Annotated in this window: 24 protein-coding genes and 1 pseudogene; 10 read left to right on the top strand and 15 right to left on the bottom strand. The window is 72.1% G+C overall.

What is annotated here, in order from left to right:
• Window positions 1–9 precede the first annotated feature (9 nt).
• Together ACZ63F_RS21865 and ACZ63F_RS21860 are read right to left on the bottom strand one after the other, a co-directional pair.
• Window positions 10–909 carry a hypothetical protein gene (locus ACZ63F_RS21865; RefSeq protein WP_469713038.1) on the bottom strand — a complete coding sequence of 300 codons (900 nt, stop codon included), beginning with the start codon at window positions 907–909 and terminating at the stop codon, window positions 10–12.
• Window positions 906–2,039, bottom strand: coding sequence for an SPFH domain-containing protein (locus ACZ63F_RS21860; protein WP_469713036.1), 1,134 nt, complete (start codon window positions 2,037–2,039; stop codon window positions 906–908). The genes ACZ63F_RS21865 and ACZ63F_RS21860 overlap by 4 nt, the downstream gene beginning before the upstream one ends.
• A gap of 129 nt (window positions 2,040–2,168) precedes the next feature.
• Between ACZ63F_RS21860 and ACZ63F_RS21855 the strand changes: the two genes are divergently transcribed.
• The 3 genes from ACZ63F_RS21855 to ACZ63F_RS21845 all read left to right on the top strand — a co-directional run bounded on the left by ACZ63F_RS21855 (window position 2,169) and on the right by ACZ63F_RS21845 (window position 6,063).
• Window positions 2,169–3,392, top strand: a complete 1,224-nt coding sequence (locus ACZ63F_RS21855) for an arginine deiminase (RefSeq protein ID WP_352367603.1) — start codon at window positions 2,169–2,171, stop codon at window positions 3,390–3,392.
• A 111-nt stretch (window positions 3,393–3,503) separates the two neighbouring features.
• Window positions 3,504–4,511, top strand: a complete 1,008-nt coding sequence (gene argF / locus ACZ63F_RS21850) for an ornithine carbamoyltransferase (RefSeq protein ID WP_352367604.1) — start codon at window positions 3,504–3,506, stop codon at window positions 4,509–4,511.
• 115 nt (window positions 4,512–4,626) lie between these two features.
• Window positions 4,627–6,063, top strand: a complete 1,437-nt coding sequence (locus tag ACZ63F_RS21845; RefSeq protein WP_469713035.1) for an amino acid permease — start codon at window positions 4,627–4,629, stop codon at window positions 6,061–6,063.
• Here ACZ63F_RS21845 and ACZ63F_RS21840 read toward each other — a convergent pair.
• The 6 genes and pseudogenes from ACZ63F_RS21840 to ACZ63F_RS21815 form a co-directional block, all read right to left on the bottom strand.
• Window positions 6,023–6,472, bottom strand: coding sequence for an ATP-binding protein (locus ACZ63F_RS21840; protein ID WP_352367606.1), 450 nt, complete (start codon window positions 6,470–6,472; stop codon window positions 6,023–6,025). The two genes, ACZ63F_RS21845 and ACZ63F_RS21840, sit on opposite strands and share 41 nt — an antisense overlap.
• A gap of 244 nt (window positions 6,473–6,716) precedes the next feature.
• A complete protein-coding gene (locus tag ACZ63F_RS21835; protein ID WP_469713033.1) occupies window positions 6,717–7,925 on the bottom strand; it encodes a sulfate adenylyltransferase subunit 1 in 1,209 nt (402 codons plus the stop codon).
• Between the two features lie 2 nt (window positions 7,926–7,927).
• Window positions 7,928–8,828: pseudogene (cysD, locus tag ACZ63F_RS21830) on the bottom strand (sulfate adenylyltransferase subunit CysD).
• Entirely contained in the window at window positions 8,825–9,376 is a 552-nt protein-coding gene (gene cysC / locus ACZ63F_RS21825) for an adenylyl-sulfate kinase (protein WP_382732119.1), read from the bottom strand. Before cysC ends, cysD begins: the two are co-directional and overlap by 4 nt.
• Before the next feature lie 204 nt (window positions 9,377–9,580).
• Window positions 9,581–10,393, bottom strand: a complete 813-nt coding sequence (locus tag ACZ63F_RS21820; protein ID WP_469713031.1) for a PaaX family transcriptional regulator — start codon at window positions 10,391–10,393, stop codon at window positions 9,581–9,583.
• A gap of 105 nt (window positions 10,394–10,498) precedes the next feature.
• Window positions 10,499–10,693, bottom strand: coding sequence for a DUF5999 family protein (locus ACZ63F_RS21815; RefSeq protein ID WP_352359909.1), 195 nt, complete (start codon window positions 10,691–10,693; stop codon window positions 10,499–10,501).
• Between the two features lie 272 nt (window positions 10,694–10,965).
• Here ACZ63F_RS21815 and ACZ63F_RS21810 point away from each other — a divergent pair, with 272 nt between their 5' ends.
• On the top strand, window positions 10,966–11,403 hold the full coding sequence (locus ACZ63F_RS21810; RefSeq protein ID WP_469713029.1) for a DUF6299 family protein: 438 nt from the start codon (window positions 10,966–10,968) through the stop codon (window positions 11,401–11,403).
• An 88-nt stretch (window positions 11,404–11,491) separates the two neighbouring features.
• On the opposite strand, the gene ACZ63F_RS21805 is transcribed toward ACZ63F_RS21810, so the two are convergent.
• Window positions 11,492–12,364, bottom strand: a complete 873-nt coding sequence (locus tag ACZ63F_RS21805) for an alpha/beta fold hydrolase (RefSeq protein WP_469713028.1) — start codon at window positions 12,362–12,364, stop codon at window positions 11,492–11,494.
• 63 nt (window positions 12,365–12,427) lie between these two features.
• Between ACZ63F_RS21805 and ACZ63F_RS21800 the strand changes: the two genes are divergently transcribed.
• Window positions 12,428–14,410 carry an AfsR/SARP family transcriptional regulator gene (locus tag ACZ63F_RS21800; RefSeq protein ID WP_469713095.1) on the top strand — a complete coding sequence of 661 codons (1,983 nt, stop codon included), beginning with the start codon at window positions 12,428–12,430 and terminating at the stop codon, window positions 14,408–14,410.
• A 211-nt stretch (window positions 14,411–14,621) separates the two neighbouring features.
• Here ACZ63F_RS21800 and ACZ63F_RS21795 read toward each other — a convergent pair whose 3' ends face one another.
• A complete protein-coding gene (locus tag ACZ63F_RS21795) occupies window positions 14,622–16,592 on the bottom strand; it encodes a carbohydrate-binding protein (RefSeq protein ID WP_469713026.1) in 1,971 nt (656 codons plus the stop codon).
• Between the two features lie 282 nt (window positions 16,593–16,874).
• Here ACZ63F_RS21795 and ACZ63F_RS21790 point away from each other — a divergent pair, with 282 nt between their 5' ends.
• The 4 genes from ACZ63F_RS21790 to ACZ63F_RS21775 all read left to right on the top strand — a co-directional run bounded on the left by ACZ63F_RS21790 (window position 16,875) and on the right by ACZ63F_RS21775 (window position 21,163).
• The gene (locus ACZ63F_RS21790) at window positions 16,875–17,873 is read left to right on the top strand and encodes a LacI family DNA-binding transcriptional regulator (RefSeq protein ID WP_469713025.1); all 999 of its coding nucleotides are present in this window, start codon (window positions 16,875–16,877) and stop codon (window positions 17,871–17,873) included.
• A gap of 164 nt (window positions 17,874–18,037) precedes the next feature.
• Window positions 18,038–19,573 (top strand): SDR family oxidoreductase, encoded by a 1,536-nt coding sequence (locus ACZ63F_RS21785; protein WP_469713094.1) that lies wholly within the window; start codon window positions 18,038–18,040, stop codon window positions 19,571–19,573.
• Window positions 19,574–19,861: 288 nt separating this feature from the next.
• Window positions 19,862–20,386, top strand: a complete 525-nt coding sequence (locus ACZ63F_RS21780) for a DUF302 domain-containing protein (RefSeq protein ID WP_469713024.1) — start codon at window positions 19,862–19,864, stop codon at window positions 20,384–20,386.
• Window positions 20,387–20,401: 15 nt separating this feature from the next.
• Window positions 20,402–21,163, top strand: coding sequence for a hypothetical protein (locus ACZ63F_RS21775; protein ID WP_469713022.1), 762 nt, complete (start codon window positions 20,402–20,404; stop codon window positions 21,161–21,163).
• 52 nt (window positions 21,164–21,215) lie between these two features.
• Here ACZ63F_RS21775 and ACZ63F_RS21770 read toward each other — a convergent pair whose 3' ends face one another.
• Entirely contained in the window at window positions 21,216–22,088 is an 873-nt protein-coding gene (locus tag ACZ63F_RS21770; protein WP_469713092.1) for an alpha/beta hydrolase, read from the bottom strand.
• Here ACZ63F_RS21770 and ACZ63F_RS21765 point away from each other — a divergent pair.
• Window positions 22,087–22,425: an ATP-binding protein gene (locus tag ACZ63F_RS21765; RefSeq protein ID WP_469713021.1), complete on the top strand. Its 339-nt coding sequence runs from the start codon at window positions 22,087–22,089 to the stop codon at window positions 22,423–22,425. The genes ACZ63F_RS21770 and ACZ63F_RS21765 overlap by 2 nt on opposite strands.
• Before the next feature lie 361 nt (window positions 22,426–22,786).
• Here ACZ63F_RS21765 and ACZ63F_RS21760 read toward each other — a convergent pair whose 3' ends face one another.
• The 4 genes from ACZ63F_RS21760 to ACZ63F_RS21745 form a co-directional block, all read right to left on the bottom strand.
• Window positions 22,787–23,053, bottom strand: a complete 267-nt coding sequence (locus ACZ63F_RS21760) for a DUF4235 domain-containing protein (protein ID WP_469713020.1) — start codon at window positions 23,051–23,053, stop codon at window positions 22,787–22,789.
• A 4-nt stretch (window positions 23,054–23,057) separates the two neighbouring features.
• The gene (locus ACZ63F_RS21755) at window positions 23,058–23,537 is read right to left on the bottom strand and encodes a DUF3618 domain-containing protein (RefSeq protein WP_469713018.1); all 480 of its coding nucleotides are present in this window, start codon (window positions 23,535–23,537) and stop codon (window positions 23,058–23,060) included.
• Entirely contained in the window at window positions 23,534–23,965 is a 432-nt protein-coding gene (locus tag ACZ63F_RS21750) for a phage holin family protein (protein ID WP_469713091.1), read from the bottom strand. Before ACZ63F_RS21750 ends, ACZ63F_RS21755 begins: the two co-directional genes overlap by 4 nt.
• Before the next feature lie 155 nt (window positions 23,966–24,120).
• A complete protein-coding gene (locus ACZ63F_RS21745) occupies window positions 24,121–25,185 on the bottom strand; it encodes a YihY/virulence factor BrkB family protein (RefSeq protein ID WP_469713016.1) in 1,065 nt (354 codons plus the stop codon).
• Between the last annotated feature and the right edge of the window lie 83 nt (window positions 25,186–25,268).

Raw genomic sequence — 25,268 nt, 5'->3', positions numbered from 1 at the left:
GCCGGCCGGTCAGCCGACCAGCCGGAGCCGCCGCGTGCACGCCCCCACCCGGACCGTCTGCCCCCAGGTCAGCTCCAGGGCGTCGGTCTCGATGCCGTCGCCGAAGGCGATCAGGCGGTCCGACTCGACCGTGAGGGTCAGGGCCGCCGAGGCCGTCAGCTCGCCGGCGACCAGGGAGGTCCCGGTCGCCGGCGAGGGCCAGGCCTCCCGGACGAACCAGAGGAGGCGGTCCTCCGAGGGGGCGGGCAACGGCAGCCGGGCACCGCGCTCCTGCCACACCGAGCGCAGCCAGCCGGTGGCCCCCGTGCCGGTGCCCACCAGCACCCCGGAGGAGGCCTGGGCCTCGACGACACCCCCGTCGCCCTCCAGGCCCAGGCGGTATCGGGCGGTCTGATGACCGGCGGTACCGAGGTAGATCTCGTTGAGCGCCACGAGCCGCTGCGTGTCGTCGGCGACCGCCTCGACCATCGTCAGCTCGTCGGCACCGGTGGCGGTGGCGCCCACCGAGGCCAGCAGGACGGGCGCCTGCTCCGGGCGGTGCCGTACCAGCACCCCCGGGTTGCGGCCGGGGTCGGTGTCGATGCCGATCACCGGCTGGCCGTCCAGGTACTTGGCCACGTTCGCCACCAGCCCGTCCTGCCCGACCACCACGACCACGTCCTCGGGGGCGAACAGGAAGCGGTCCAGGTCGGACCGCTCGACCCGGGCCTGGCGCCAGGCCAGCGGTACCGCCGAGGTCACCTCGGCGAGCGCCCGCCGGGTACGCCGGTGACGTTCGGCGACCTCGGCCATGTCCCGGCCCCGGGAGGCGAGGAAGAAGGCGGCCTGGCCGTGCGTGCCGTGCCGGGCCACCAGCTCCTCGTACTCCGTGGTCCGGTGGACGAGCACCGCCCGCGGCGCGAGGCTCATTCCCGCTCCCCGCCCAGCCTGGCGAGCAGCCCGGTCAGCACGTCCGGCGACACGGTCACGCTGTCGATGCGCGGCAGGTTCTCGGCGAGCCGGGCGCCGGTGAGGGCGTGCAGCGTGGCCACGTCCGCCTCGCCGTGCACCCGCAGCCAGGCCGCCTGTGCCGCGGCCCGCGCCTCGCCGACCTCCCGGGCCCCCGCGGCCTCGGCCCGCGCCAGCGTGACCGCCCGCGCCGCCTCCGCCTCGCCCAGCTTCACCGACCGGGAGGCCTCCGCCTCGGCCAGCCGTACCGTGCGTGCCGCCTCCGCGTCCGCCAGCTTCACGGATCTGGCGGCCTCCGCCTCCGCCAGCTTCACCGTCCGGGCCGCCTCCGCATCCGCGAGGACCGCGTCGGCCGCCGCGTTCTCCTCCGCCTCGCGCCGGGCGTTGGTGCCCCGCTGGTCGACCAGCTGTTCCTCGCGGCGGGCCAGTTCGATCCGGCTCGCCAGCTCGTTCTCGGCGATCGCCCGCTCCCGCTCGACGGCCACCGCGCGCCGCTCGTAGGTCGCCCGGTCGGCCTCCTGCTGGATCTGCTCGCGGGCCGGGGTGCGCAGCGCCCGCTCCACCTCGGGCTCGGGCCGCAGCGCCATCACGCGGACGGCCACCACCTCGATGCCGGTGGCGGGCAGCCGCGGTTCCGCCACCAGGCCGGCCGCGACCCGCTCCCGGACCACCGCCACCCCGTCGACCAGTGCCTCCGCCAGCGGGGTCCGGGCCAGCGCGTCCAGCGCGTGCTGCTGGGCCGTCTCCGTGAGGAGGGTGCCGAGCTGTTCGAGCGGGGTGCCGCGCCAGACCCCGGTGTCCGGGTCGATGGAGAAGTCGAGACGGGCGGCCGCGGCGGCCGGGTCGCCGACGCGGTAGGTGACGGTCGCCTGGACCGACACGTCCTGGAAGTCGGCCGTACGGGCGTGGAAGGTCATCGCGAGTTCCCGGTCGTCGACCGGCACCTCGGAGATCGCCGCGGTCAGCGCGCGGAACCAGAAGCTGAGCCCGGGCCCGTCGTGCAGCAGTTGCTCGCCCCGGTGGTGTCTGACGTGCGCCGTCGGCGCGCCGCGCAGATGGCGCCAGCCCAGGCGCCGGGTGATGTCGGCCATCGGTTCCGCCCCCTCGCTTTAAGAGTCATGTTGACCATAATCTCGGAGCCTGTTTGTCGTCAAGAGGACGAGAAACAAGAAACGGCCGAGCAGGGGGTGAACGCGGTCGTCGATGGTCAGGATGGAGGCATGGGATTCCACGTCGACTCCGAGGCCGGGCGGCTGCGCCGCGTCATACTGCACCGGCCGGATCTGGAGCTCAAAAGGCTCACCCCGAGCAACAAGGACGCCCTCCTCTTCGACGACGTCCTCTGGGTGCGCCGGGCCAGGGCCGAGCACGACGGTTTCGCCGACGTGCTGCGCGACCGCGGGGTCGCCGTCCATCTCTTCGGCGACCTGCTCGAAGAGGCGCTGGCGATCGAGGCCGCCCGCACCCTCGTCCTGGACCGGGTCTTCGACGAGAAGGAGTACGGCCCGCTCGCCACCGACCACCTGCGCGCCGCCTTCGAGAAGCTGCCGGCGGCCGAGCTGGCCGAGGCGCTGGTCGGCGGCATGACCAAGCGGGAGTTCCTGGCCGCCCACGAGGAGCCGACCTCGGTCCGCTTCCACGCCATGGACCTCGACGACTTCCTCCTCGAACCGCTCCCCAACCACCTCTTCACCCGCGACACCTCCGCCTGGGTCTACGACGGCGTCTCCATCAACGCCATGCGCTGGCCCGCCCGGCAGCGCGAGACCGTGCACTTCGAGGCGATCTACCGGCACCACCCGCTCTTCCGTGGCGAAACGTTCCACGTCTGGTCGGAGGGGCAGGCCGCCTACCCCTCCACCATCGAGGGCGGCGACGTCCTGGTGATCGGCAACGGCGCGGTCCTGATCGGCATGAGCGAGCGCACCACCCCGCAGGCCGTCGAGATGCTCGCGCACAAACTCTTCGCGGCCGGCTCGGCGCAGACCATCGTCGCCCTGGACATGCCGAAGCGGCGCGCCTTCATGCACCTCGACACCGTGATGACGATGGTCGACGGCGACACCTTCACCCAGTACGCCGGGCTCGGCATGCTCCGCTCGTACACCATCGAACCGGGCGCCGGCGAGAAGGAGCTCAAGGTCACCGACCACCCGCCGGAGCACATGCACCGGGCGATCGCCGCCGCCCTCGGCCTCAGCGAGATCCGGGTCCTGACCGCCACCCAGGACGTGCACGCCGCCGAACGCGAACAGTGGGACGACGGCTGCAACGTCCTCGCCGTCGAGCCCGGCGTCGTGGTCGCCTACGAACGCAACTCCACCACCAACACCCACCTGCGCAAGCAGGGCATCGAGGTGATCGAGATCCCCGGGAGCGAACTGGGGCGGGGGAGGGGCGGCCCGCGGTGCATGAGCTGCCCGGTGCAGCGGGATGCCGTGTGACGCGTGATATGTGACATACCACAGAGCTCCGCCAGTCCGCCTGTATAGAAATGTGGAACATCGTATAGACTTCCAAGGTCCCGATGCCGACCCGACCGCTGGAGCGCCCCCATGGCGACTGTCCCGACCGCCCTCGCCGGCCGCCACTTCCTCAAGGAGCTGGACTTCACCCAGGAGGAGTTCCGCGGGCTGGTCGAGCTGGCCGCCGAGCTGAAGGCGGCCAAGAAGGCCGGGACCGAGACGCAGTACCTGCGCGGGAAGAACATCGCGCTGGTCTTCGCGAAGACCTCCACCCGTACCCGCTGCGCCTTCGAGGTCGCCGCCGCCGACCAGGGCGCCGCCACCACCTACCTCGACCCGGCCGGGTCGCAGCTCGGGCACAAGGAGTCGGTGAAGGACACCGCCCGGGTCCTCGGCCGGATGTACGACGCGATCGAGTACCGCGGGCACGGCCAGGGCGTCGTCGAGGAGCTCGCCGCGTTCGCGGGGGTGCCCGTCTACAACGGCCTCACCGACGAGTGGCATCCCACCCAGATGCTCGCCGACGTGCTCACCATGACCGAGCACAGCGACAAGCCGCTCACCGAGATCGCCTTCGCCTACCTCGGCGACGCCCGCTACAACATGGGCAACTCCTACCTCGTCACTGGCGCCCTGCTCGGCATGGACGTCCGGATCGTCGCACCCCGCCTGCTGTGGCCGGACGACACCATCGTCGAGCTGGCCCAGCAGCTCGCCGGCGCGTCCGGCGCCCGGATCACGCTCACCGAGAACGTGAAGGACGGGGTGCGCGACGCCGACTTCGTCGCCACCGACGTCTGGGTGTCGATGGGCGAGCCCAAGGAGGTCTGGGACGAGCGCATCGCGCTGCTCGGGCCGTACGCCGTCACCATGGACGTGCTGCGCGCCACCGGCAACGCCGACGTCAAGTTCCTGCACTGCCTGCCGGCCTTCCACGACCTCGGCACGGTCGTCGGCCGGGAGATCCACGAGCGGCACGGGCTGACCGAACTGGAAGTCACCGACGAGGTGTTCGAGTCCGAGCACTCGGTGGTCTTCGACGAGGCCGAGAACCGGATGCACACCATCAAGGCCGTGCTGGTGGCCACACTCGCCTGACCAGCACTGTTCATTGCCCTTATGCTGTGCGGCGGCCCGGCACCACCCCACGCCGGAGCCGCCGCCGCGACCGACCCCGATCGCACCCGCACCACCAGAAACGAGCACCACCCGCATGCCCCGCATCAAGTCCCCGCACCTCCTGGTGGCCGAATCCGGCGCCGACCGGGAGGGCCACGGCCTCCGCCGCACGATGGGCCTGTTCCAGCTGATCTGCTTCGGCATCGGCGCGATCGTCGGCACCGGCATCTTCGTCGGCCTCTCCGACTCGGTCGCCCAGGCCGGCCCGGCCGTCGTCGTCTCCTTCGTGCTCGCCGCGGTCACCTGCGTCTTCACCGCCCTCTCCTTCGCCGAGCTGGGCGGCGCGATCCCGGTCTCCGGATCGTCGTACTCCTTCGCCTACGCCGGACTCGGCGAGTCCACCGCATTCCTGGTCGGCTGGTGCCTGCTCCTGGAGTACGGCGTCTCCATCTCGGCCGTCGCGGTCGGCTGGAGCCAGTACGTCAACGAGCTGCTGCACAGCCTCACCGGCCTCCAGCTCCCGCACGCCCTGTCCGCGGGCCCCGGTGACGGCGGGATCGTGAACCTCCCCGCCGTGATCGTGATCGCGATGGCCGCCGTCCTGCTGGTGCGCGGGGTGCGGGAGAGCGCCCGGGCCACCGCCGCCATGGCCGCAGTGAAGCTGGTGATCCTGCTCGCGTTCTGCGCGATCGGCTTCAGTGCCTTCAAGCACGGCAACCTCGTCCCGTTCTCCCCGGCGGGCCTCGGCGGCATCGGCGCGGGCACCACCGCCGCGTTCTTCTCGTACATCGGCTTCGACGCGATCACCACGGCCGGCGAGGAGGCGAAGAACCCGCGCCGGGACATCCCGGTCGCCATCCTCGTCTGCATGGGCGTGGTGACCCTGCTGTACTGCGCGGTCGCGCTGGCCGCCATCGGCGCCATCGGCGGCGGCCAGGTCGCCGGCCGTCCCGCCGCCCTCTCCTACGTCGTCAACCAGGTCACGGGGTCCACGGTCGGCGGCGGTGTGATCGCCTTCGGCGCGGTCGTCGCCATCGCCTCGGTCGTCCTCGCGGTGATGTACGGCCAGACCCGCATCCTGATGTCCATGTCCCGGGACGGCCTGATCCCGCGCGTCTTCGAGAAGGTCTCCCCGAAGACCGCCACCCCGGTGGCCGGCACCCTGATCGTCGCGGCCGTCTTCGCACTGCCGGCGGCCTTCGCCTCGCTGGACGCGGTGATGAACCTGTGCACCATCGGCACCCTCGCGATCATGGCCGTGGTGAACATCGCCGTCATCGCCCTGCGCCGCCGCGAACCGGCCCTCGCCCGTTCCTTCCGGGTGCCGCTCTACCCCGTCGCCCCGCTGCTCGGCGTCGGCTTCTGCCTCTATCTGATGTACGAGACCGGGTGGACGACCTGGATCCAGTTCGCCGTCTTCCTGGCCGTGGGCCTGCTGGTCTACGCCGGCTACGGGCGCCGGAACTCCACGCTGGCCACCGCCGGGGCGGCTACGCCGGACGCCACTGACGCGGTACTGCAGGAAGCCTGAACCACACCGCCTTGCCGGACTCGGTGGGGCGGTGCCCGCAGGACGAGCTCAGGGCGCGGATCAGGAGCAGGCCGCGTCCGCCCTCCTGCATGGGGTCGGGCTCCTCGATCACCGGACGGGTCAGATGGCCGGGCGGCGCCGGGTCCGGGTCGTGCACCTCGACCCTGCAGCCCCCCGCCACCAGCTCGACGACCAGCTCTATCGGCCCCTTGCCGGCGGTGTGCTCCACAGCGTTGGCGACCAGTTCCGCCGTGAGCAGCTCGGCCGTGTCGGCGTCGGGCGCGTGCTCCGCCTCCTCCATCGCCGAGCGCACCAGGGCACGGGCGACCGGCACGGCCGCGACGGTGTGCGGCAGCGCAATACGCCAGGAGGCGGCGGAAGGTGGTTCGTACACGGCGATTCCGTTCATGGCGCAGGCGATCACTGCTTGTCCTGCTTTCAACTGTAGGAATGGTACGGGCCCCGTCCCGGACGCTGTCGGCGCCCCCCTGACGGAACCTTCGTCCCGGTAACGGGTGGCTTACCCCGCCCGTAGGTCCCTCTCGCACATCGGGCTCCGCTGTTACCGCGTTATTGACGCGCCGTGACCTTGTGACGCCGTGCATACGAAAAAGAGCCCCCGGAAGCCGGGGGCTCTTTCGCGGCCGGGCGGATCAGCCGAAGTCGACCATCCCCGCGGTCAGCGTGGCGCCGTCTGCCGGGTCGATCAGGATGAACGCGCCGGTACGGCGGGAGACCGCGTAGGCGTCCAGCGGCAGCGGCTCGGCGCTGCGCAGCGTGATCCGGCCCAGGTCGTTGGCGGTCAGTTCGGCCGCGCCGCCCAGATCCCGGACGATCGCCTTGACGGTCCGGGTGGCGTGCTTGAGCAGCACCCGGTCGCCGACCCGGAGCGGCCGGTCGGCCAGATGGCACACGGCCGCCGTCACGTTCTGGGTGAGCACCGGCGCCCCCGAACCCGTGGTGATCATGTCACCGCGGGAGACGTCCCGCTGGTCGGCCAGGCGTATCCCGACGGACTGCGGGGCGTGGGCCGCCTCGGCCTCGGTGCCGAGCACGTCGATCCCCGCGATCTCGGAGGTCTCGCCGGACGGGTGCACGGTGACCTGGTCGCCGACCCGCAGCGAGCCCGAGACCAGCTGGCCCGCGTAATGACGGACGTCACCGTGTCGGATGACGTACTGGACCGGGAAGCGGGCCGGGGCGTCGGCGGCGTCCGCGGCCACCGGGACGTTCTCCAGGAACTCCAGGAGCGCGGGGCCCTCGTACCAGTCCATGTGCGCGGAACGGTCGACGACGTTGTCACCCACCAGCGCCGATACCGGGATCGCGGTGACCTCGGGGAGCCCCAGCTCGGCGGTCTGGGCGGTGAAGTCGGCCACGATCCGCTCGAACGCGGCCCGCTCGTAGCCGGCCAGGTCCATCTTGTTGACGGCGAGGACGACGTGCGGGACGCGCAGCAGGGCGGCGATCGCGGCGTGCCGGCGGGTCTGCTCCACGACCCCGTTGCGGGCGTCGACGAGGATGACGGTCAGCTCGGCGGTGGAGGCACCCGTGACCATGTTGCGGGTGTACTGCACGTGGCCGGGTGTGTCGGCGAGGATGAAGCGGCGCTTCGGGGTGGCGAAGTAGCGGTAGGCGACGTCGATGGTGATGCCCTGTTCGCGTTCGGCGCGCAGGCCGTCGGTGAGGAGGGCGAGGTCGGGGCTGTCCTGGCCGCGGTTGGCGGAGGCGCGTTCGACGGCTTCCAGCTGGTCGGTGAGGACCGACTTGGAGTCGTGCAGCAGCCGCCCGACGAGGGTGGACTTGCCGTCGTCGACGGAACCGGCGGTGGCGAACCGCAGGGTGTCGATGGTGGTGCTCATGGTTAGAAGTACCCCTCGCGTTTGCGGTCTTCCATCGCGGCCTCGGAGAGTTTGTCGTCGGCGCGGGTGGCGCCGCGTTCGGTGAGGCGGGAGGCGGCGATCTCGGCGATGACCTTGTCGATGTCGTCGGCGTGGGAGTCGACCGCGCCGGTGCAGGACATGTCTCCGACGGTCCGGTAGCGCACCTGCCGTTTCTCGACGGTCTCGCCGTCCTTGGGGCCGCCCCATGCGCCGGCGGTCAGCCACATGCCGCCGCGCATGAACACCTCGCGTTCGTGGGCGAAGTAGATCTGGGGGAGTTCGATGTCCTCGTGGGCGATGTACTGCCAGACGTCGAGTTCGGTCCAGTTGGAGAGGGGGAAGACGCGGACGTGTTCGCCGGGGGCGTGGCGGCCGTTGTAGAGGTTCCACAGTTCGGGGCGCTGGCGGCGTGGGTCCCACTGGGAGAATTCGTCGCGCAGGGAGAAGACGCGTTCCTTGGCGCGGGCCTTTTCCTCGTCGCGGCGGCCGCCGCCGAAGACTGCGTCGAACTTCTCGCTCTGGATCTTCTCGGTGAGGGGCACGGTCTGCAGCGGGTTGCGGGTGCCGTCGGGTCGTTCGCGCAGCACGCCGCGGTCGATGTAGTCCTGTACGGAGGCCACGTGGAGGCGCAGTCCGTGCTGTTCGACGGTGCGGTCGCGGTATGCGAGGACTTCGGGGAAGTTGTGGCCGGTGTCCACGTGGAGCAGGGAGAAGGGGATCGCGGCGGGGGCGAACGCCTTCAGGGCGAGGTGGAGCATGACGATGGAGTCCTTGCCGCCGGAAGAGGATCACCGGCCGTTCGAACTCGCCGGCCACCTCGCGGAAGATGTGGACCGCCTCGGACTCCAGAGCGTCCAGATGGGACAGCGTGAAGGTGCTCATGCCAGCCCCCGCTCCACCAGCAGCGCGTGCACCGCGTCCGCCGACTCCTGCGGGGTCTGGTCCTGGGTGCGCAGCACGAGCGCCGGGTCGACGGGCGGCTCGTACGGGTCGTCGACACCGGTCAGCCCGGTCAGCTGACCCGCGGCCTGCCTCGCGTACAGGCCCTTCACGTCCCGCTCGCTGCACACCTCGACGGGGGTCGCCACATGCACCTCCAGGTACGGCGTCCCGCTCTTCTCATGCCGGTTGCGGACCGCCTCGCGGCTGTCGGCGTAGGGGGCGATGACCGGGACGACGGAGAGCACGCCGTTGCGCGCGAGGACCTCGGAGACCAGGCCGATGCGCTGCACGTTGGTGTTGCGGTCCGCCCGGGAGAAGCCGAGGCCGGCCGAGAGGAAGCGGCGGATCTCGTCGCCGTCGAGGACCTCCACGCGATGTCCCTCGGCCTTGAGCCGGTCGCCGAGGAGCCGGGCGATCGTCGTCTTGCCCGCGCTCGGCAGTCCCGTCAGCCAGACCGTGGCTCCTTGAGCCCTTGGCGTGGTGGTCATGCGCAACAGACCTCTTCCTTACCTTCTCGGCGAACTCGCGAACGACCCGTCGAAGAGTAGGTAAGAAGTCTGAGAGGAGTGGTTAAGGAAGCTGAGGTTTAACTGAGTGACTCCTGGTACGCAAGAGGTCACCGCCTCCTGCAATGAACATTTCACAGAAGGCGGCCCGTTCACGGAGGCCGGCCACCGGTGTCGCGGGGGCGTTCACAGGCTCGCGAAGACGCCCCCGGCGTCCCGCAGCCGTTCGTGCAGGGCGCGGAAGACGGCCGCCGAGCGGGTGCCCGGCCAGTCGGCGGGCAGCAGGTTCGTCGGCAGCCCGGGGTCGGTGTACGGCAGGTGGCGCCAGGTGTCGAGGGCGCGGAGATAGTCGCGGTAGGCGTCCTCGGGCGGGGTGTCGGCGCGGTGCTCCCAGTCGCGCAGCACCGGCTCGTGCGCGTCGAGGAACTGCTCGTGGGCCTTGGCGATCGCCGTCAGGTCCCACCAGCGGGCGACGGCCTCGGTGGTGGGCTGGAAGCCGAGGTGGTCACCGCGGAAGAAGTCCACGTACGGATCGAGGCCGAGCCTGCGCAGGGTGTGCCTGGTCTCCTCGAACAGCCGGGCCGGGGCGATCCACACGCCTGGCGCGGCCGTGCCGAAGCCGAGTCCGGCCAGCCGGGAGCGGAGCACGTGCCGTTTCTGCCGCTCCGACTCGGGCACCGAGAACACCGCGAGCACCCAGCCCTCGTCCTGCGGCGGTGCGGCGGCGTACACCCGGCGGTCGCCGTCGTCGAGCAGCTGCCGTGCCTGCGCGGAGAGCTCGTACCCGGCGGCGCCCTGCGCGGTCCGGGCCGGTGCCAGCAGGCCGCGGCGTTTCAGCCGGGACACCGACGAACGTACGGAGGGCGCGTCCACGCCCACGGCGGCCAGCAGCCGGATCAGCTCGGCGACGGGCACCGGGCCGGGCATGAAGCGGCCGTACGCGCCGTAGAGCGTGACGATGAGGGACCTCGGGGCGTGTTGCTCGGGCACGTTGATCATTTTAGGTCCCCGGCATCGCTGCTGGTCACCTTCGGTGCACGGCTGAATGAGAGTCAGGATTCCGGGGCCCGTCCCGGATGCCCCGTGAGGCCGGCGGGGGCCGGGTCAGGCGGCGACGGCGAGGCGCTCGGCCGGGCCGCGGTGCGGCGGGACCACGCTGCCGTCGGCGTGCAGCTCGCCGGTGTCGTCGAAGACGATCGCCCCGTCGCACAGCAGGGTCCAGCCCTGCTCGGGGTGGGCGGCGACGATGTGCGCCGGGCCGTGGCCGGCCGTCGCGCTCGGGGACTGGTGGGAACACATGGCGCACCTCCACGGGTCTGCCTCCGGCACGGTCGCCGACCGGCATGACCAGACCATGCTCCCGTCGTGAACGCCGGGGAACCACCTGCCGCGACCTGTGACAACACGCGGACAACTCCCGGACGCTCCCACGACGGCCGCGGCGGCTCCGGGACACGCCCCGCGGTTTTCCCGGTACGGCGGGACGCGCCACCGAAGGGGTGACGGTCACGCCTCCGGGCCCGGCCGCCCGGTATCCAGGGCATGCCCCCTCATGATCCGGGAAGGAAACCATGCCCCTACGCCCCGCCCTCGCCGCGGCCCTCGGTTCCGCCGCCCTGGTGTGCGCCGCCGTCGCCCCCGCGACCGCCGCTCCGGCCGCGGCCCCCGCCGAGTCCGTCACCGTCGACCACACCGGCCGGCTCGCCGCCGACGGCACCGTCACCCTGTCCGGGACCTACACCTGCACCGATGCCACCGGCCCTGTGTTCATCAGCGCCTCGCTCAGCCAGGACTCCCCCACCTTCCGGCACGGCATCGGCGGCACCCAGGCCGTCTGCGACGGCGCCGAGCACCACTGGGAGAACACCGGCGAGGTCGCCTCGGAGAAGCTGAAGCCCGGCGCGGCCAACGTCGAGGCCACGGTCCTGGAACTGCGCAACACGGGCGGCCTGCCGCTGCCGTTCTTCCACGCCTCCGGCCGGCAGGACATCACCCTCACCAAGGCCTGAGCCGCGGCTCCGGGCGGTCCGGCGCCGCAGGGGTGCCGGGCCGCTGGATCGCCGGGTCGCCGGACCGCCGGACGCCGGGCCGCATCCGTCAGCGGCTCAGCAGCTTGCGCAGCGCCGCGCCCACCTCGTCCGGCGCCTCCTCCGCCATGAAGTGCCCGCAGTCCACCGTGCGGTGCTCCAGATCCGGCGCCCAGGCCCGCCAGAGCGCGGCCGCGTCGTAGCCGAGGGCGGCGCCCCAGTCCTGCTGGAGGACGGTGACCGGCATGCGCAGCACGTTCCCGGCGGCCCGGTCGGCCCGGTCGTGCTCGGTGTCGACGCCCGCCGAGGCCCGGTAGTCGGCCACGATCGAGGGCACCGCCGCCCGGCAGGCCGCGAGATAGGCGGCGCGGACGTCGGCCGGGACCGCCCCGGGCTCGCGTGTCCACAGGTCGAGGAAGTGGCCGAAGAACAGGTCCGGCGCCGCGCCGATCAACTCCTCCGGCAGACCGGGGGGTTGCGCCATCAGGTACAGGTGGAAGGCGACCGCGGCCGTGGCGCCGTGCAGCACCTCCCACATGTCCAGGGTCGGCAGCACGTCCAGCAGCGCCAGGTGCGTGACCGCGTCCGGATGGTCGAGACCCGCCCGGAAGGCGACCAGCGCGCCCCGGTCGTGCCCGGCCAGCGCGAACCGCTCGTGACCGAGAGCCCGTGCCAGCGCGACGATGTCGGCGGCCATGGTCCGCTTCGCGTACGACGTCCCGTCCGCGCCGGCCGGCTTGTCGCTGGCGCCGTAGCCGCGCAGGTCGGGACAGATCACGGTGTGTTCGGCCGCGAGGCCGGCGGCCACGTGCCGCCACATCAGGTGGGTCTGGGGGAAACCGTGCAGCAGGACGACCGGGCTGCCGGTGCCGCCGACGGCCGTGTGCAGGGCGACGCCGTCGGCGACCGGGACGCGGTGCTGCTGAAATCCGGGAATGTTCATGCGCCGAGGCTCCCGTGCCCGGATCAGCAGCCGATCAGCAGCACGTACGGTGGGCGGGTGAGGATCGACCAGGTCGCCTTCGGGGTGCTCGGACCCGTGACGGCCGAGCGTGCCGGCCTCCCGCTCGCCCTGAAGGGCCCCCGGCACCGCGCCGTGCTGGCCCGGCTGCTCGTCGCCCGCGGGCGCGTGGTGCCCGTCGCCCGGCTGGTCGCCGACCTCTGGGAGGAGCCGCCGCCCGCCGCCGTCGGCGCGATCCGCACCTTCGTGGGCGACCTGCGGCGGGCTCTCGAACCCGACCGGCCGCCCCGCACCCCGGCCCGGCTGCTGGTCACCGACGGACCCGGCTACGCCCTGCGCGCGGAGAAGGTCGACGCCTGGCTCTTCGAGCAGGCCGTGGCGGCCGCCGCGCAGGAGGAGCCCGCACGGGCCGCGCACCGGCTGCGGGAGGCGCTGGAGCTGTGGCGGGGGCCCGCCTACGCCGAGTTCGCGGACGAGCAGTGGTGCGGGGGCGAGCGGGCGCGGCTGACCGAGCTGCGGCTGCGGGCCGTGGAGCAGCGGGCCGGAGCGCTGCTGGCGGCAAACCGGGCGGCCGAGGCGGTGCCCGACCTGGACGCCCACCTCACCGGGCACCCGTGGCGCGAGGAGGCCTGGCGGCTGCTGGCGCTGGCCCTGTACCGCACCGGCCGCCAGGGCGACGCCCTCGCGGTGCTGCGCCGGGCCCGCGCGACCCTCGCCGGCCGGCTGGGCCTCGACCCGGGCCGGGCGCTGCGCCGCCTGGAGGCCGGCATCCTCGCCCAGGACCCCGGCCTGGACGCCGAACCGCAGACCGCTGCGGCCCGCGTCTGGTCCCAGGCGGCCGAGGCGTACGACCGCAACGTCGCCGCCGGTGCCCGGGCCCGGCTCGAATCGACCGTCGGCCTGCTGCGTACCCTCGCGGTGACCGGCTCCGGCGGGCTGGCCGCCGCCCGCGAACACCGGCTCGCGGCGATCACCGCGGCCGAGGAGACCGGCGACCCGGAACTCACCGCCCGGGTCATCGGCGCCTACGACGTCCCCGCGATCTGGCCCCGCTCCGACGACGAGCCGGGCGCCGCCCGCATCGTCCGGGCCGCGGAACGGGCGCTCGTCCGCCTCCCCGCCACCCCGGCCCAGGACGCGGACCGCTGCCGGCTGCTCGCCACCATCGCCCTGGAGACCCGCGGCACCAGGTCCGGCCGTGCCGTGGCGGCCGCCGCCGAGGCCGAGCGTCTCGCCCGCCGCCTGGACGACCCGGCGCTGCTCGCCTTCGCCCTCAACGGCGTCTTCATGCAGTCCTGCACCCGGGCCGGCCTCGCCCCGCGCCGCGACACCGTCGGCACCGAACTGGTCGCCCTCGCCGCCCGCCACGGCCTGGCCACCTACGAGGTACTCGGCCACCTGATCCGGACGCAGGCCCGCGCCGCCCTCGCCGACTTCGCCACGGCCGACGCGCACGCGACGGCGGCCGACCGGCTGGCGGACCGTCATGAACTGCCGCTGGTGGGGGTGTTCACGCAGGGATACCGCGCGCTGCGGCTTGCGGCGACGGGCGGGACCGCGCACGGCGGCGGAGGGACCGATGCCGCCGAGGCCGCCTACCGCGAGGTCGGCAGGCTCCTCGACGGCCCCGGCATGCCGGGGGTGCGCGACGGCCTGCTGCCCCTCGCGCTGCTCTGCCTCCGCCTGGCGGGGCGGCCGCACGGCATCCGGGAGGCCGTCGACCCGGGCGCCGACTGGGGGCCGTACCTCTGCTGGATCCGCCCCGCACTCGCCCTCGCCGCCGACGACGAAAGGGCAGCCCGCGATGGGCTGCGCGAGCTGCCCGAGCCTCCTGCCGACCTCGTGCAGGAGGCACTGTGGTGCGTCGTGGCGGCCGTCGCCCTGGAACTCGGCGACCGCCCGGCCCTGCGCCGCTGCCTGACCGCGCTCCGCCCGGCCGCCGGTCAACTGGCGGGCGCGGGCAGCGGCTTGCTGACGGCGGGACCGGTCGACGCCTGGCTGACGGCGATCGAGAACGCCCTCAGCTGAGCAGCGTCCCAAAGGAGCGCTGGGGGTACCCCGGCCGAAGCCTGGGGGAGGAACTGTGCGACCAGCCACGACGGCGCCGCAGGCGTCCCGGAAGCGGTCCACCCAGTCCGTGAGGACCTCCGTGCTGTGCCGCCCGGCGGTACGGACCCCGACCGCGGCCGGGTCGGGCAGACGGACCAGGCCCTCCTCGCCCACGGCCTCGCAGGGTCGTTCAGCCCGACACCTGCACCACCGCGGTCGCTCCGGCGGGTACCGTCGGCGTCGCGTACGTGTACGTCACGCCGTTCACCGTCTTGGTGCGCGCCCGCTGCGGGACGCCATCGACCGTGATCCTCTTGTGGGCGCCGGGGAAACGGGCCTCCCAACGGTAGGCGCCGTGACGGGCGTTGTTCGTGAGCGTGGTCTTCGCGGTGCCGTCGTGCCGGACGGTGACCGTGCCCGTGCCGACGGGTACGTCCGCCACCTGGAGCCACTTCATCCCGGACGGCAGCCGCGACTGCGTGGTCACCTGGTGCGCGGCCGCGTCGGGGGCGATGCCCATCAGGCCCTCGACGGTCTGGCTGACCAGGGTGAACGACACCTCGGGGTAGTCGCCGTCGGGGCCCTGGCTGGAGTTGACGTGCTGGACGTCCCGCTCGCCGTAGATCTTCCTCATCCACCACCAGGCGGTGTCGGCGCGGTCGTTCCGGAAGAACATGTCGGGCAGGTACGTCGTCGACTCGATGTTGGGCGAGCCCTCGGGGCCGAGTTCCTGCGCCTGGACGTAGTCGAGGTAGGCGTCGTTGCGCGGGCCGGGGTCGATGATCTGCTTCATCGGCATGAACACGCTGTTCTCCTTGCCCCAGCCGGTGACCGGGGTGCCGGAGACGGTGTAGGCCCGGACCATGTCGGCGCCGCTTCCGGTCCCGCTCCACTCGTCGTTGAAGTACGCCTTCAGGTCGGCGGCCCGCCGGTCGTACGTCTTCGCCAGCTTCGTGTCGCCCTTGCCGCGCGCGAGCACGGCCATCGCCAGGTACGCCTGGTACTCCGAGGCGATGGTGTCCCCGGCCTCGGCGAGGTCGTCGCCGTCCTGCTCGTTGTAGCTGGCGGCGCCGGCGAAGATGCCCTGGCCCGTGCCCTCGGCGACCTTGACCCGACCGTTGTCCTTGGCACTGTTGTGGAGGTCGATGAACTGCCCGGTGGCGTGCCGGTAGAAGTTCCAGAGCACGGGGTCGTCCACGTACCTGCGGTCGCCGGTCCAGAGGTAGGCCTGTGCCGCCTTCTCCACGAGCTCGAAGACGGCCGGGACCTCGCGCACGAAGTCGTCCGGGTTCTTGTAGTCGATGCTCAGGTACGTCCTGGCGTCGAAGTTGAGGGACCACACCGGGAAGTACTTGTGCTCGGCGGTCGCCGAGGCCGCGTAGGAGCGGAGCATCGTCTCGTTCTCGGTGTCCAGGCCGAGGAGATGGGCGCCGTCGAGCTGGTGGGCCATGTCGCGCGAGTAGTACGCGCTGCGGTTGGCGTATCCGGCCCAGTAGGTGGGCCCGTACGTCGCGGTCCCGGTGCCGCTGGTGTGGTACTCGTCCGCGTTGACCGGGCCGACGGTGCCGGGCAGCTGCACCCAGCTGTTGGCCTTCCGCTTCGCCCAGTCGAACATCTCGACGACCTCGGGGTCGGACGAGGTGACCCGGGGATCGGCCGGAGCGGCGGGCGAGATCATCAGGTCGTCGGCGTTGACCCAGCTGCTGCCGGAGCCGAAGGCGATCTCCAGCCGGTCACCGGCCTTCAGCTCGACACGGCTGACCGTGTACCGGGCGTAGGTGGCGCGCTGCGGCAGCTCCACCGTGCCGACGGTTTCGCCGTTGCGCCGGACCGTGTACGTGCCGCCGGTGCCGGCGCTCGCCACCCACGCGGAGAAGTCGTAGCTGCCGTCCCGCGGCGCGACCAGGTCCAGCCGCGCCGACCTGCCGGTGCCGGCGTCCAGGTAGAGGAAGCGGCTGCCGCTGTGCACGTTGCCGGCCCCGACCCCGGTACCTGGGCCGAAGGTCCAGCCCGTGCCGCCGTTCTCGAACCCGGGGTCGGGCAGCGCGAGTTGGGGACGGGGATCGGTGGTCGCGCGCGGCGCCGCCGTGGCGGACGTGGCGGGGAGGAGCGGCGCGAGCAGGGCAACGGCGGTGAGCAGCATGAGCCGTGAGGGCTTCATCGGGTCTCCGGTCTTCAGCTACGGCGGGCGGGGCGGCCGAGTCGTGGCGGAAAGCTAACAGGGCCGGAGGAAGCCGTTCAATGGTCATGCACAGCAAAATTGCAAGCTGCCTGTCTGTACCGCACTTCTACTTACCGGACAGGACAGAAAACTTTCAGTGGAATCCTGCAAGCGAGTAGTGGCCAGGAAGAGCGACACCCGCGGGCCCGCGTATCATCGACGCCTGCGAAGGACGCACGACGGCCGCACGGCGGGGCACGGCGGGGGCACGGAGGGAACCGTATGAAGGTCGGTATCACCGAGGTCGCGGGCCGGGCGCGGGTGAGTGAGGCGACGGTGAGCCGGGTGATCAACCGGCGTCAGGGGGTGTCCCGCAAGACGCGGGAGGCGGTCGAGCAGGCGATGGCCGACCTGGGGTACGAGCGGCAGACGCAGGGGCAGCTGGTGGCGGTCGTCACGGAGCTGGTGTCCAATCCGTTCTTCGCCGACGTGTGTGAGCGGATCGAGTCGACGCTGGCGCCGCACGGGCTGAAGACGGTCGTGTGTCCGTGTTTCGCGGGCGGGGTGCAGGAGCTGGACTATCTGACGTCGCTGGCGGAGCGGGGGGTGGCGGCGGTGGTGTTCCTGTCGGCGAGCAACACGATCGAGGGTGCGGATCCGCAGGCGTACGAGCTGTTGCGGTCGCGGCGGATCCCGTTCGTGGGGGTGAACGGCCAGTTCGAGGGCGGTGGGGAGGCTCCGGTGTTCTCCACGGACGACCTGCTGGCCGCGGAGCTGGCGGTGGATCATCTGTTCCGGCTGGGTCACCGGCGGATCGGGATGGCGTCGGGGCCGGTCGGCAACCGGCCGGCCGACCGGCGGGTCAGGGGGTTCGTCGACGCGCTGGGCCGGCGGGGGATCGAGGAGGCGGGGCAGTGGGTGGTTCGGCAGTCCTACACGGTCGAGGGCGGTCAGTCCGCCGCCGTCGCGTTGCTGGCGCGTGGTGCCACGGCGATCGTGGCGGCCAGTGACTACATGGCGCTGGGGGCGATCCGCGGGGCGCGCCGGCAGGGCTGTGAGGTGCCCGGTGACGTGTCGGTCGTCGGCTACGACGGCTCCATGATCATGGATTTCGTCGATCCGCCGCTCACCACGGTCCGCCAGCCCGCCGACCGTCTCGCCGGCGAGGCCGCCCGCAGCGTCCTCGCCCTCCTCGCCCACCGCGACGTACCCGTCGGCGAACTCCTCTTCGACCCCGAACTCGTCATCCGCGCCAGCACCGCACCGCCGAGAGCCCGGTGAATTCCGGCGCCACCCGCGAGAGCCCAGGGTCACCCGGACGGCGCAGTCGCCCGGTGCATCCGCACGGGCCGGCGGCACCGTAGAGGTGGAGAGGGGGCAAGGGCGCACGGACGACGACTGAGGCGGTTCGCGTGGCGGACGAGACGGCCGGGACGACGAAGAACGTGAACGGAACCGCTGCCACGGCTCCGCGGACCTGTCTGGTGACCGGGGCCAGCGGCTACATCGGCGGGCGGCTGGTGCCAGAACTGCTGGACGCCGGGTACCGGGTGCGCTGCCTGGCGCGCACGCCCCGGAAGCTGCGCGACCAGCCGTGGGCCGGGCGGGTGGAGGTCGTACAGGGCGACGTCACCGACGCGGACTCGGTGGCGGCGGCGCTGGCGGGCGTCGACGTCGCCTACTACCTGGTGCACGCGCTCGGCGCCGGCCGCGACTTCGAGCGCACCGACCGGGAGGCGGCCCGTGTCTTCGGCGAGCAGACCCGCCGGGCCGGTGTCGGCCGCCTGGTCTACCTGGGCGGCCTGACCCCGGCAGGCGTGCCCGAGCAGGAGCTGTCGCCGCACCTGCGCTCGCGCGCCGAAGTGGGCCGTATCCTCCTCGACTCGGGTGTGCCGACGGCCGTCCTGCGGGCCGCCGTCATCATCGGGTCCGGGTCGGCCAGCTTCGAGATGCTGCGCTACCTGACCGAGCGGCTGCCGGTGATGGTCACCCCGCGCTGGGTGCACACCCGCATCCAGCCCATCGCCGTACGGGACGTGCTGCGCATCCTGGTGGGGTGCGCCGGCCTGCCGCCCGACGTCAGCCGCACCTTCGACATCGGCGGCCCCGAGGTGCTCACCTACCTGGAGATGATGCACCGGTACGCCGCCGTCGCCGGACTGCCCCGGCGGCTCATCGTGCCCGTGCCGGTGCTCACACCCGGCCTGTCCAGTCAGTGGGTCGGCCTGGTGACCCCCGTACCGGCCGCCATCGCCCGCCCGCTGACGGAGTCGCTGCGATACGAGGTGGTGTGCCGGGAGGAGGACATCGGGCGGTACGTGCCGAACCCCCCGGGCCACCCGGTCGGTTTCGACCAGGCCGTCGCCCTCGCGCTGCAGCGCGTGCGGGACGCCCAGGTCGTCACCCGCTGGTCGTCCGCCGCCGTGCCGGGCGCTCCCAGCGACCCGCTGCCCACCGACCCGGAGTGGGCGGGCGGCAGCCTCTACACCGACGTGCGCGAACGCCACGCCGAGGTGGCCCCCGGCGCGCTGTGGGAGGTGGTCGAGGGCATCGGCGGCGAGAACGGCTGGTACTCCTTCCCCCTGGCCTGGGCGGTACGCGGCTGGCTCGACCGCCTCGCCGGCGGGGTGGGCCTGCGCCGCGGCCGACGGGACGCGCGGCGGCTGCGGGTCGGCGACTCGCTGGACTTCTGGCGGGTGGAGGAGATCGAACGTGGCCGGCTGCTGCGGCTGCGCGCCGAGATGCGGCTGCCCGGCCTGGCCTGGCTGGAGATGTACGTCGACGACGAGGGCGCCGGCGGCGCGCGCTACCGGCAGCGGGCCCTGTTCCACCCGCACGGACTACTCGGCCAGCTCTACTGGTGGAGCGTCTCGCCCTTCCACGCGGTCGTCTTCGGCGGCATGGCCCGCAACATCGTCCGGGCCGCCGAACGCGGGCAGCAGCAGGGCGCCGGCCGCCGGCCGCCCCGCGCGGAACGCTGAGACCGGCGCACGCCGCGGCCCGCAGGCCGGCCGGCAGCCCGAGTCCGCGCGCAACGCCCGAACAGACCGCTCGGGCGACGTCAGGGGACGACGACAGTCCGCTGCCAAGGAGTGCCCATCCGGTTGCAGCGTCCCTCCCAACGTCCTTTACTGATGGGTACGAATCCACCCAGAACGTGCGGCCCGTGCGGTGTGACGGCGGAGGATTCCGCCGGCGGCCGGGACGTTGCGGCTCCCTGGCGACGCGCCGGCTCACGACGGTGTGCGTCCCGCGAGGAGGATCCGCCGATGACGCAGCAGACGCGGACGGTGCGCTACGGCACCACCCGGTTCACCATCGCATCAGGTGAGGACCCGAGAGCGCTGCGGGCCCGCTACGAGCAGGCCGTCCCGCCCGTCCCGACGGACCGGGTGGACGAACTCGTCCGGCGCCGGGCTCCCTGGTCCGACATGCTCGAACTGATCAGCGCCAGCGCGCCCTTCGACTTCCTGGTCTACTTCCGGAACCAGGCCGACCAGCTCTTCCCGCTCGCCGGCGACGGCGCGATGTGCACCAGCTACCTGATGGGCAACCACACGATCGCCGAGCGGATGTACCGGTACGAGCCCTCGATCATGCTCTACGCCCCGCTGCACACGGTCATCTGGGCCGAGCCGGACGGGCCCGCCCACTTCTCCGTCGACCGGCCGAGCGACCAGTTCGGCAGTTTCGGAGTCGACGAGATCACGCAGGTGGGCCGCGAACTGGACCGCAAGCTCGCCACCCTCCTCGACCACCTCGGCCTGCCGGTCCCGGCGGAACTCACCGACTGACGGGGGAGCGGGGCTGTGAACCGACCGATGCCCAGCCTGCTCGAGGACGTCCTCGAAGCGCACGGCGGCCTCGACCGGTGGAACCGGTTCACGAAGCTGACGGCGACGGTCGTCAGCGGCGGGGACCTGTTCGTGATCAAAGGCACTCCGCAGGACCCCGCGCCGAGGCAGCAGACGGTGTGGCTGCACGAGGAGCGCACCTCGCTCTTCCCGTTCGGCGCCGCGGACCGCAGGTCCGAGTTCACGCCGGACCACCTGAGGATCGTGACGGCCGACGGGAAGACGGTGGCCGAGCGCGACAACCCGCGCGAGTCGTTCGCCGGCCACGTCCTCGAAACTCCGTGGGACGCGCTGGACCGTGCCTACTTCAACGGGTACGCGATGTGGACGTACTTCACCACCCCGTTCCTGTTCACCCTGCCGGGGTTCGAGGTGGCGGAGATCGCGCCGTGGCACGAGGGCGACCAGGTCTGGCGCGGACTCGACGTGACCTTTCCGCCGTCCAACCCGAGCCACAGTGAGCACCAGCAGTTCTACTTCGGCCCCGACAACCTGCTGCGCAGGCACGACTACCACGTCGATGTCGCCGGCGGATTCGCTGCCGCGCAGTACGTCTACGACATCGTCGAAGCCGACGGGATCCGACTGCCCTCGGTACGAAGGGCGTTCCGCCGCGACAACTCCGGCCGCGCCTGGCCGGGCCTCCTGATGGTCGCCATCGACGTGAAGGACGTCCACTTCGGCGAGACGCCGCCGCATCCCTGCCCGCCCCGCTGAGCGGCGGTCGGGCAGGGGTGCGGGGGCACCCTGGCGGAGGCCGGAGATCCGGTCAACGGGCACCGGAGTGCCGTCCAGGATCACGAACCTCGTGGGGGCGCCACAGCCAGCGCAGCGCGTCCGGCAGCAGGACGCCGCCGTGGTTGGGGCTGTGTCCGCCGTCGCCCAGGACGAGGCGGAAGTCGTAGCCCGCTTCAGCGAGAGCGGCTGCCACGCGGAGGTTTTCGGCGAGCCAGTTCCGCTGTGGCTCATTCCAGTGCAGGTCGCGATGGCCGCCTTGCATGAAGATGCGCAGCGGCTTGCGGGGGACGCGGGAGACGAGGTCCGGGTAGGGGTTCCCGTCCGGCATCTGCGCGAAGCTGGACAGGTATCCGATGACGCGGCGGAACTTGTCCGGACGCAGCCACGCGGCGGTGAAGGCACAGTTGCCGCCGCTGCTTCCGCCGCAGATGCCCCAACTCCCGGGCGACCGGGCGATGGTGTAACGCTCCGCGACCTGCGGGATGATCTCGGTGAGGAGGAAGGTGGCGTACCGGTCGTCGAAGGCGTCGTACTCGTTGTTGCGGTTCTTCGGGTTCTCCGCACCGGGGAAGACCCCAGGATCGACGAACACGCCGATGGTGACCGGGATGTCGCCGCGGTGAACGAGGTTGTCCAGGACGATTGCGCCGCGTACCTCCCCAGCGGGGTCCAGGTACCACCATCCGTCCTGGAACACCATCAAGGAGGCCGGATCCGCCGGGTCGTACCGCGCGGGCACGTGTATCCAGAACTTCCGGACGGTTCCCGGGTAGACGCCGCTGTCCCGCCACTCGATCTCGACCGTCTCGCCGGCGGGCACGCCCGGCTGTGGAGCGGAATCGGGTCCGTGGAGGTAGCGCACGTCGGACTGGTCGATCGGAAGCGGCCGGTAGGGCATCTCCATGGTCACGGGGAGCAACGGTAGGGCGATCATCACCCCTGACCGCAAAGGATTTTCGTCCGAACCGGCCGGCGGCCCGGCGCCGCGACGCCCGTCGCGGCAAGTCGACCGCGATGCGGGCAGCGTGCGCGGGGAGATCAGCGACGACGGCCCCGGCATCCCGGCCGAGGAGTGCGAGCGCGTGTTCGACCGCTTCGTCAGGCTCGACGCCGGCCGGGGCCGCACCAGCGGGTCCACCGGACTCGGCCCGGCGATCGCCGAGGAGATCGCCACGGCACACGGAGCGACGATCGTGCTCACCGAGGCCGACACCGGCGGAGTACGCGCCGTCGTGACGTGACCCTGCCGCGCTGACGAAGTGCGTGACACGACGTCGGCCGACGGCCACGCCGTGATGTGCTCGGCCTGCCGGCGGGTGCGTGGCTGGAACGGCGGCGCAGTGGACCAGCAGCCGAAGACCACCACTGTCAGCGGGCCCCGGGACGTGTATCCGGGGCCCGCTGGTGTCTCGTGCCCTGTGGGAGGGGAGCAGCTCAGTTGGCTGTGCCACCGGCTTCCGTGGATGTGCAAGGGCGGGTAGTGGCCGCGGTTGCTCCACTCGTGTCCCCGGAACCGGTGTCACGGGTGGCTGGGTGGCCGGTGGCACAGCGGGTGCGGGCGTTCGGGCGCCGGGTCGGACCGGCCCCGCCTCCTAGAGCGGATCAGCCGGGCCAGGTACCGGTCAGGCTGCGTACGGCGGCTGCGCCGGCGCGGTCCACGATCGCCTTCGTGCCGGCGAAGATGGCGCCCTGCAGGGCCGCGGCCGTCACCACCTCTCCCCACCCGCGCTCCTCATCGGTGGCATCGGGGGCGTCGCGATCGTGCCCGATCATTTTCCACGCCTGTTTGAAGAGGACACCGGCGAACATGCCGCTGAGAGCGCCGAGGGCGAGACCGACCGGTTTGTAGGCGAGCTTGGACGCTGTCATGGGCTCAACCCTTCCGGCGGCGGCACACCAGCCAGGTGGCGACGGCCGCACCGGTGGCCGCCAGCATCAGACGGTTGTCCCGGGCCGCCTTGGCCGCTTGGGAGGTCTTCGCTCGCACCGGCTCGGGCGCCTTGTCCTGCCACATCCGACCGGCGCGAGCCGCTGCGGCGCGAGCCTGCCCGGCAGCCTGGGCTGCCCTGTCCTTGACCGGGTCCGGCAGCCTGTCCTCCAGCAGAGCCGCGGCCTCGGCCGCCTTGGCCCTCAACTGACCGGCCTGGAGGGCAGCCTGGTCCTTCAGCTCTCCGGCCTTGGCGGCGGCCTGGGTCTTGACCTCGGCGGCCTTCTCCTGGGCGTGGGCCTTGACGTCGGTCTTGGCCGCGAGCGCCTGTACCGTCTGGCCGAGCTCTTCGCGGGTCTGTTCCACCTGCTCGCGAAGCTGCTCGGTGTTCTCGGCTGTCGGCTCGTCGTGAGGCGGCTGGGTCATCGGTGCGCACTCTCCTTGATCTGGGCCACGTCGGCCTTCACGTTCTCGACCGTCTGCTCGGGTGTGACCGGGGCAGCCTGGTCGACCTGCTTCTTTCCGCGTATGGCCATCACCGCGGCGATCACACCCAGCACCGCCGTGACGATCAGCGCCGCCGCCCACACCGGCAACGGCACCGCCAGCGCTGCGATCACGGTGACGACCAGTGCCTGCAGCATCAGGAAGCCGACGACGCCGGCGCCGCCGAACAGTCCGCCGCCCTTGCCGTAGCGCTTGCCCTTCTGCTTCATCTCCGCCCGCGCCAGGCGCAGTTCGTCGCGCACGAGCTCGGTCGGCTGCTGCGAGGCGCGCTGTACCAGTTCTCCCACCGGCTCGGCCGCCGACGTCTGCTGGCCTGGGCCGTGGTGCGGCTGCGTACCGGACGACATGACGATCAGCTCCCTGTACTGGTTTTCCTCCGCCAAGGCGGACGCTGCAGCGCCCCTGGTCAACGCGCGAGTACCCCGAAAGGGCCGGTCCAGGACACCGATGTGGGGCGTGCTGGTGCGTCCGATGACCGCCTGGCTCACCGTGGCCCGGCTGGTCAGACGTCGTCCAGGCGGCGCACGTCCTCCTCCTCCCACTTCCGGGTGTCGCGTGGCTGGGTATAGGGCTCGGCCTCGGGCGGATGCCCGCCGGCCACGGCCCGCTGGCGCACGGTCTCAGCGTCGAACTCCAGGCCCAGCAGGACGGCGAGGTTCGTGATCCACAGCCAGACGAGGAAGACGATGACACCGGCCATCGCGCCGTAGGTCTTGTTGTAGGAGGCGAAGTTGGCGACGTAGAACGCAAAGCCCGCGGAGGCGGTCATCCAGATCACCAGCGCCAGGAAACTGCCCGGTGTCACCCAACGGAACCCCTTGACCTTCGCGTTCGGGCTCGCCCAGTACAGGATCGCAATCATGACGGTGACCAGCAGGACCAGTACCGGCCACTTCGCGATCGACCACACCGTCAGCACCGTCTGTCCGATCCCGAGCGTCTGCCCCGCTCTGCTCGCCAGGGAGCCGGTGAAGACCACGATCAGCGCGCTGGCCACGGCGAGCACCATCAGTACGACCGTGACGCCGAGGCGTACCGGCAGGATCTTCCACATCGGGCGGCCTTCGGGCATGTCGTAGACGGCGTTGGCGGCCCGGATGAAGGCGGCCACGTACCCGGACGCCGACCACACCGCCAGCAGAATGCCCACCAGCGCCATCACCGATCCGGCGCCGGCGCTGCCCTGCAGCTGTTCCACCGCCCGGGTGATGATGTCCCGGGCCGAGCCGGGAGCCAGCTGTCTGAGGTTGGCCAGCACCTTGTCGGTGGTCGATTTTCCGGTGATCCCCAGCAGGGAGACCAGCACCAGCAGGGCGGGGAACAGCGACAGCACCCCGTAGTAGGTCAGCGCCGCCGCCCGGTCGGTCAGCTCGTCGTCCTTGAACTCCTTCAGGCTCCCCCTCAGGACCGCGCCCCAGGCCCGTTTCGGTAGCTTCGTCGGCGCGTTCGGCGCCGCTTGCTCAACCTGCGGGTCCGGCCCTGCCTCCTCGGGTGTGGGCACCCGGGAAGCTGGAGGGCGGTCATCGCCGTGATCGTCTTGTCGTCCTGGAAGATGCGACTTCGCCATACCCGGGCGGGTAGCCGCCTGCCGCGTCCTCAAAGCCACGGTGCACGCCGTCTTCTCGCACGAACCTTCACCCCACCCTCACA

It is taken from the genome of Streptomyces sp. NPDC104761, assembly GCF_055583445.1.
Note: the sequence above shows the minus strand (reverse complement) of the source record. Positions and strands in the feature narration are given on the sequence as shown.

What these genes read in the sequence shown, in the direction of transcription:
- ACZ63F_RS21865 (WP_469713038.1), bottom strand. Translation starts at nt 909, where the DNA reads ATGAGCCTCGCGCCGCGGGCGGTGCTCGTCCACCGGACCACGGAGTAC.
- ACZ63F_RS21860 (WP_469713036.1), bottom strand. Translation starts at nt 2,039, where the DNA reads ATGGCCGACATCACCCGGCGCCTGGGCTGGCGCCATCTGCGCGGCGCG.
- ACZ63F_RS21855 (WP_352367603.1), top strand. Translation starts at nt 2,169, where the DNA reads ATGGGATTCCACGTCGACTCCGAGGCCGGGCGGCTGCGCCGCGTCATA.
- argF (WP_352367604.1), top strand. Translation starts at nt 3,504, where the DNA reads ATGGCGACTGTCCCGACCGCCCTCGCCGGCCGCCACTTCCTCAAGGAG.
- ACZ63F_RS21845 (WP_469713035.1), top strand. Translation starts at nt 4,627, where the DNA reads ATGCCCCGCATCAAGTCCCCGCACCTCCTGGTGGCCGAATCCGGCGCC.
- ACZ63F_RS21840 (WP_352367606.1), bottom strand. Translation starts at nt 6,472, where the DNA reads ATGAACGGAATCGCCGTGTACGAACCACCTTCCGCCGCCTCCTGGCGT.
- ACZ63F_RS21835 (WP_469713033.1), bottom strand. Translation starts at nt 7,925, where the DNA reads ATGAGCACCACCATCGACACCCTGCGGTTCGCCACCGCCGGTTCCGTC.
- cysC (WP_382732119.1), bottom strand. Translation starts at nt 9,376, where the DNA reads ATGACCACCACGCCAAGGGCTCAAGGAGCCACGGTCTGGCTGACGGGA.
- ACZ63F_RS21820 (WP_469713031.1), bottom strand. Translation starts at nt 10,393, where the DNA reads ATGATCAACGTGCCCGAGCAACACGCCCCGAGGTCCCTCATCGTCACG.
- ACZ63F_RS21815 (WP_352359909.1), bottom strand. Translation starts at nt 10,693, where the DNA reads ATGTGTTCCCACCAGTCCCCGAGCGCGACGGCCGGCCACGGCCCGGCG.
- ACZ63F_RS21810 (WP_469713029.1), top strand. Translation starts at nt 10,966, where the DNA reads ATGCCCCTACGCCCCGCCCTCGCCGCGGCCCTCGGTTCCGCCGCCCTG.
- ACZ63F_RS21805 (WP_469713028.1), bottom strand. Translation starts at nt 12,364, where the DNA reads ATGAACATTCCCGGATTTCAGCAGCACCGCGTCCCGGTCGCCGACGGC.
- ACZ63F_RS21795 (WP_469713026.1), bottom strand. Translation starts at nt 16,592, where the DNA reads ATGAAGCCCTCACGGCTCATGCTGCTCACCGCCGTTGCCCTGCTCGCG.
- ACZ63F_RS21790 (WP_469713025.1), top strand. Translation starts at nt 16,875, where the DNA reads ATGAAGGTCGGTATCACCGAGGTCGCGGGCCGGGCGCGGGTGAGTGAG.
- ACZ63F_RS21780 (WP_469713024.1), top strand. Translation starts at nt 19,862, where the DNA reads ATGACGCAGCAGACGCGGACGGTGCGCTACGGCACCACCCGGTTCACC.
- ACZ63F_RS21765 (WP_469713021.1), top strand. Translation starts at nt 22,087, where the DNA reads ATGGTCACGGGGAGCAACGGTAGGGCGATCATCACCCCTGACCGCAAA.
- ACZ63F_RS21770 (WP_469713092.1), bottom strand. Translation starts at nt 22,088, where the DNA reads ATGGAGATGCCCTACCGGCCGCTTCCGATCGACCAGTCCGACGTGCGC.
- ACZ63F_RS21760 (WP_469713020.1), bottom strand. Translation starts at nt 23,053, where the DNA reads ATGACAGCGTCCAAGCTCGCCTACAAACCGGTCGGTCTCGCCCTCGGC.
- ACZ63F_RS21755 (WP_469713018.1), bottom strand. Translation starts at nt 23,537, where the DNA reads ATGACCCAGCCGCCTCACGACGAGCCGACAGCCGAGAACACCGAGCAG.
- ACZ63F_RS21750 (WP_469713091.1), bottom strand. Translation starts at nt 23,965, where the DNA reads ATGTCGTCCGGTACGCAGCCGCACCACGGCCCAGGCCAGCAGACGTCG.
- ACZ63F_RS21745 (WP_469713016.1), bottom strand. Translation starts at nt 25,185, where the DNA reads ATGGCGAAGTCGCATCTTCCAGGACGACAAGACGATCACGGCGATGAC.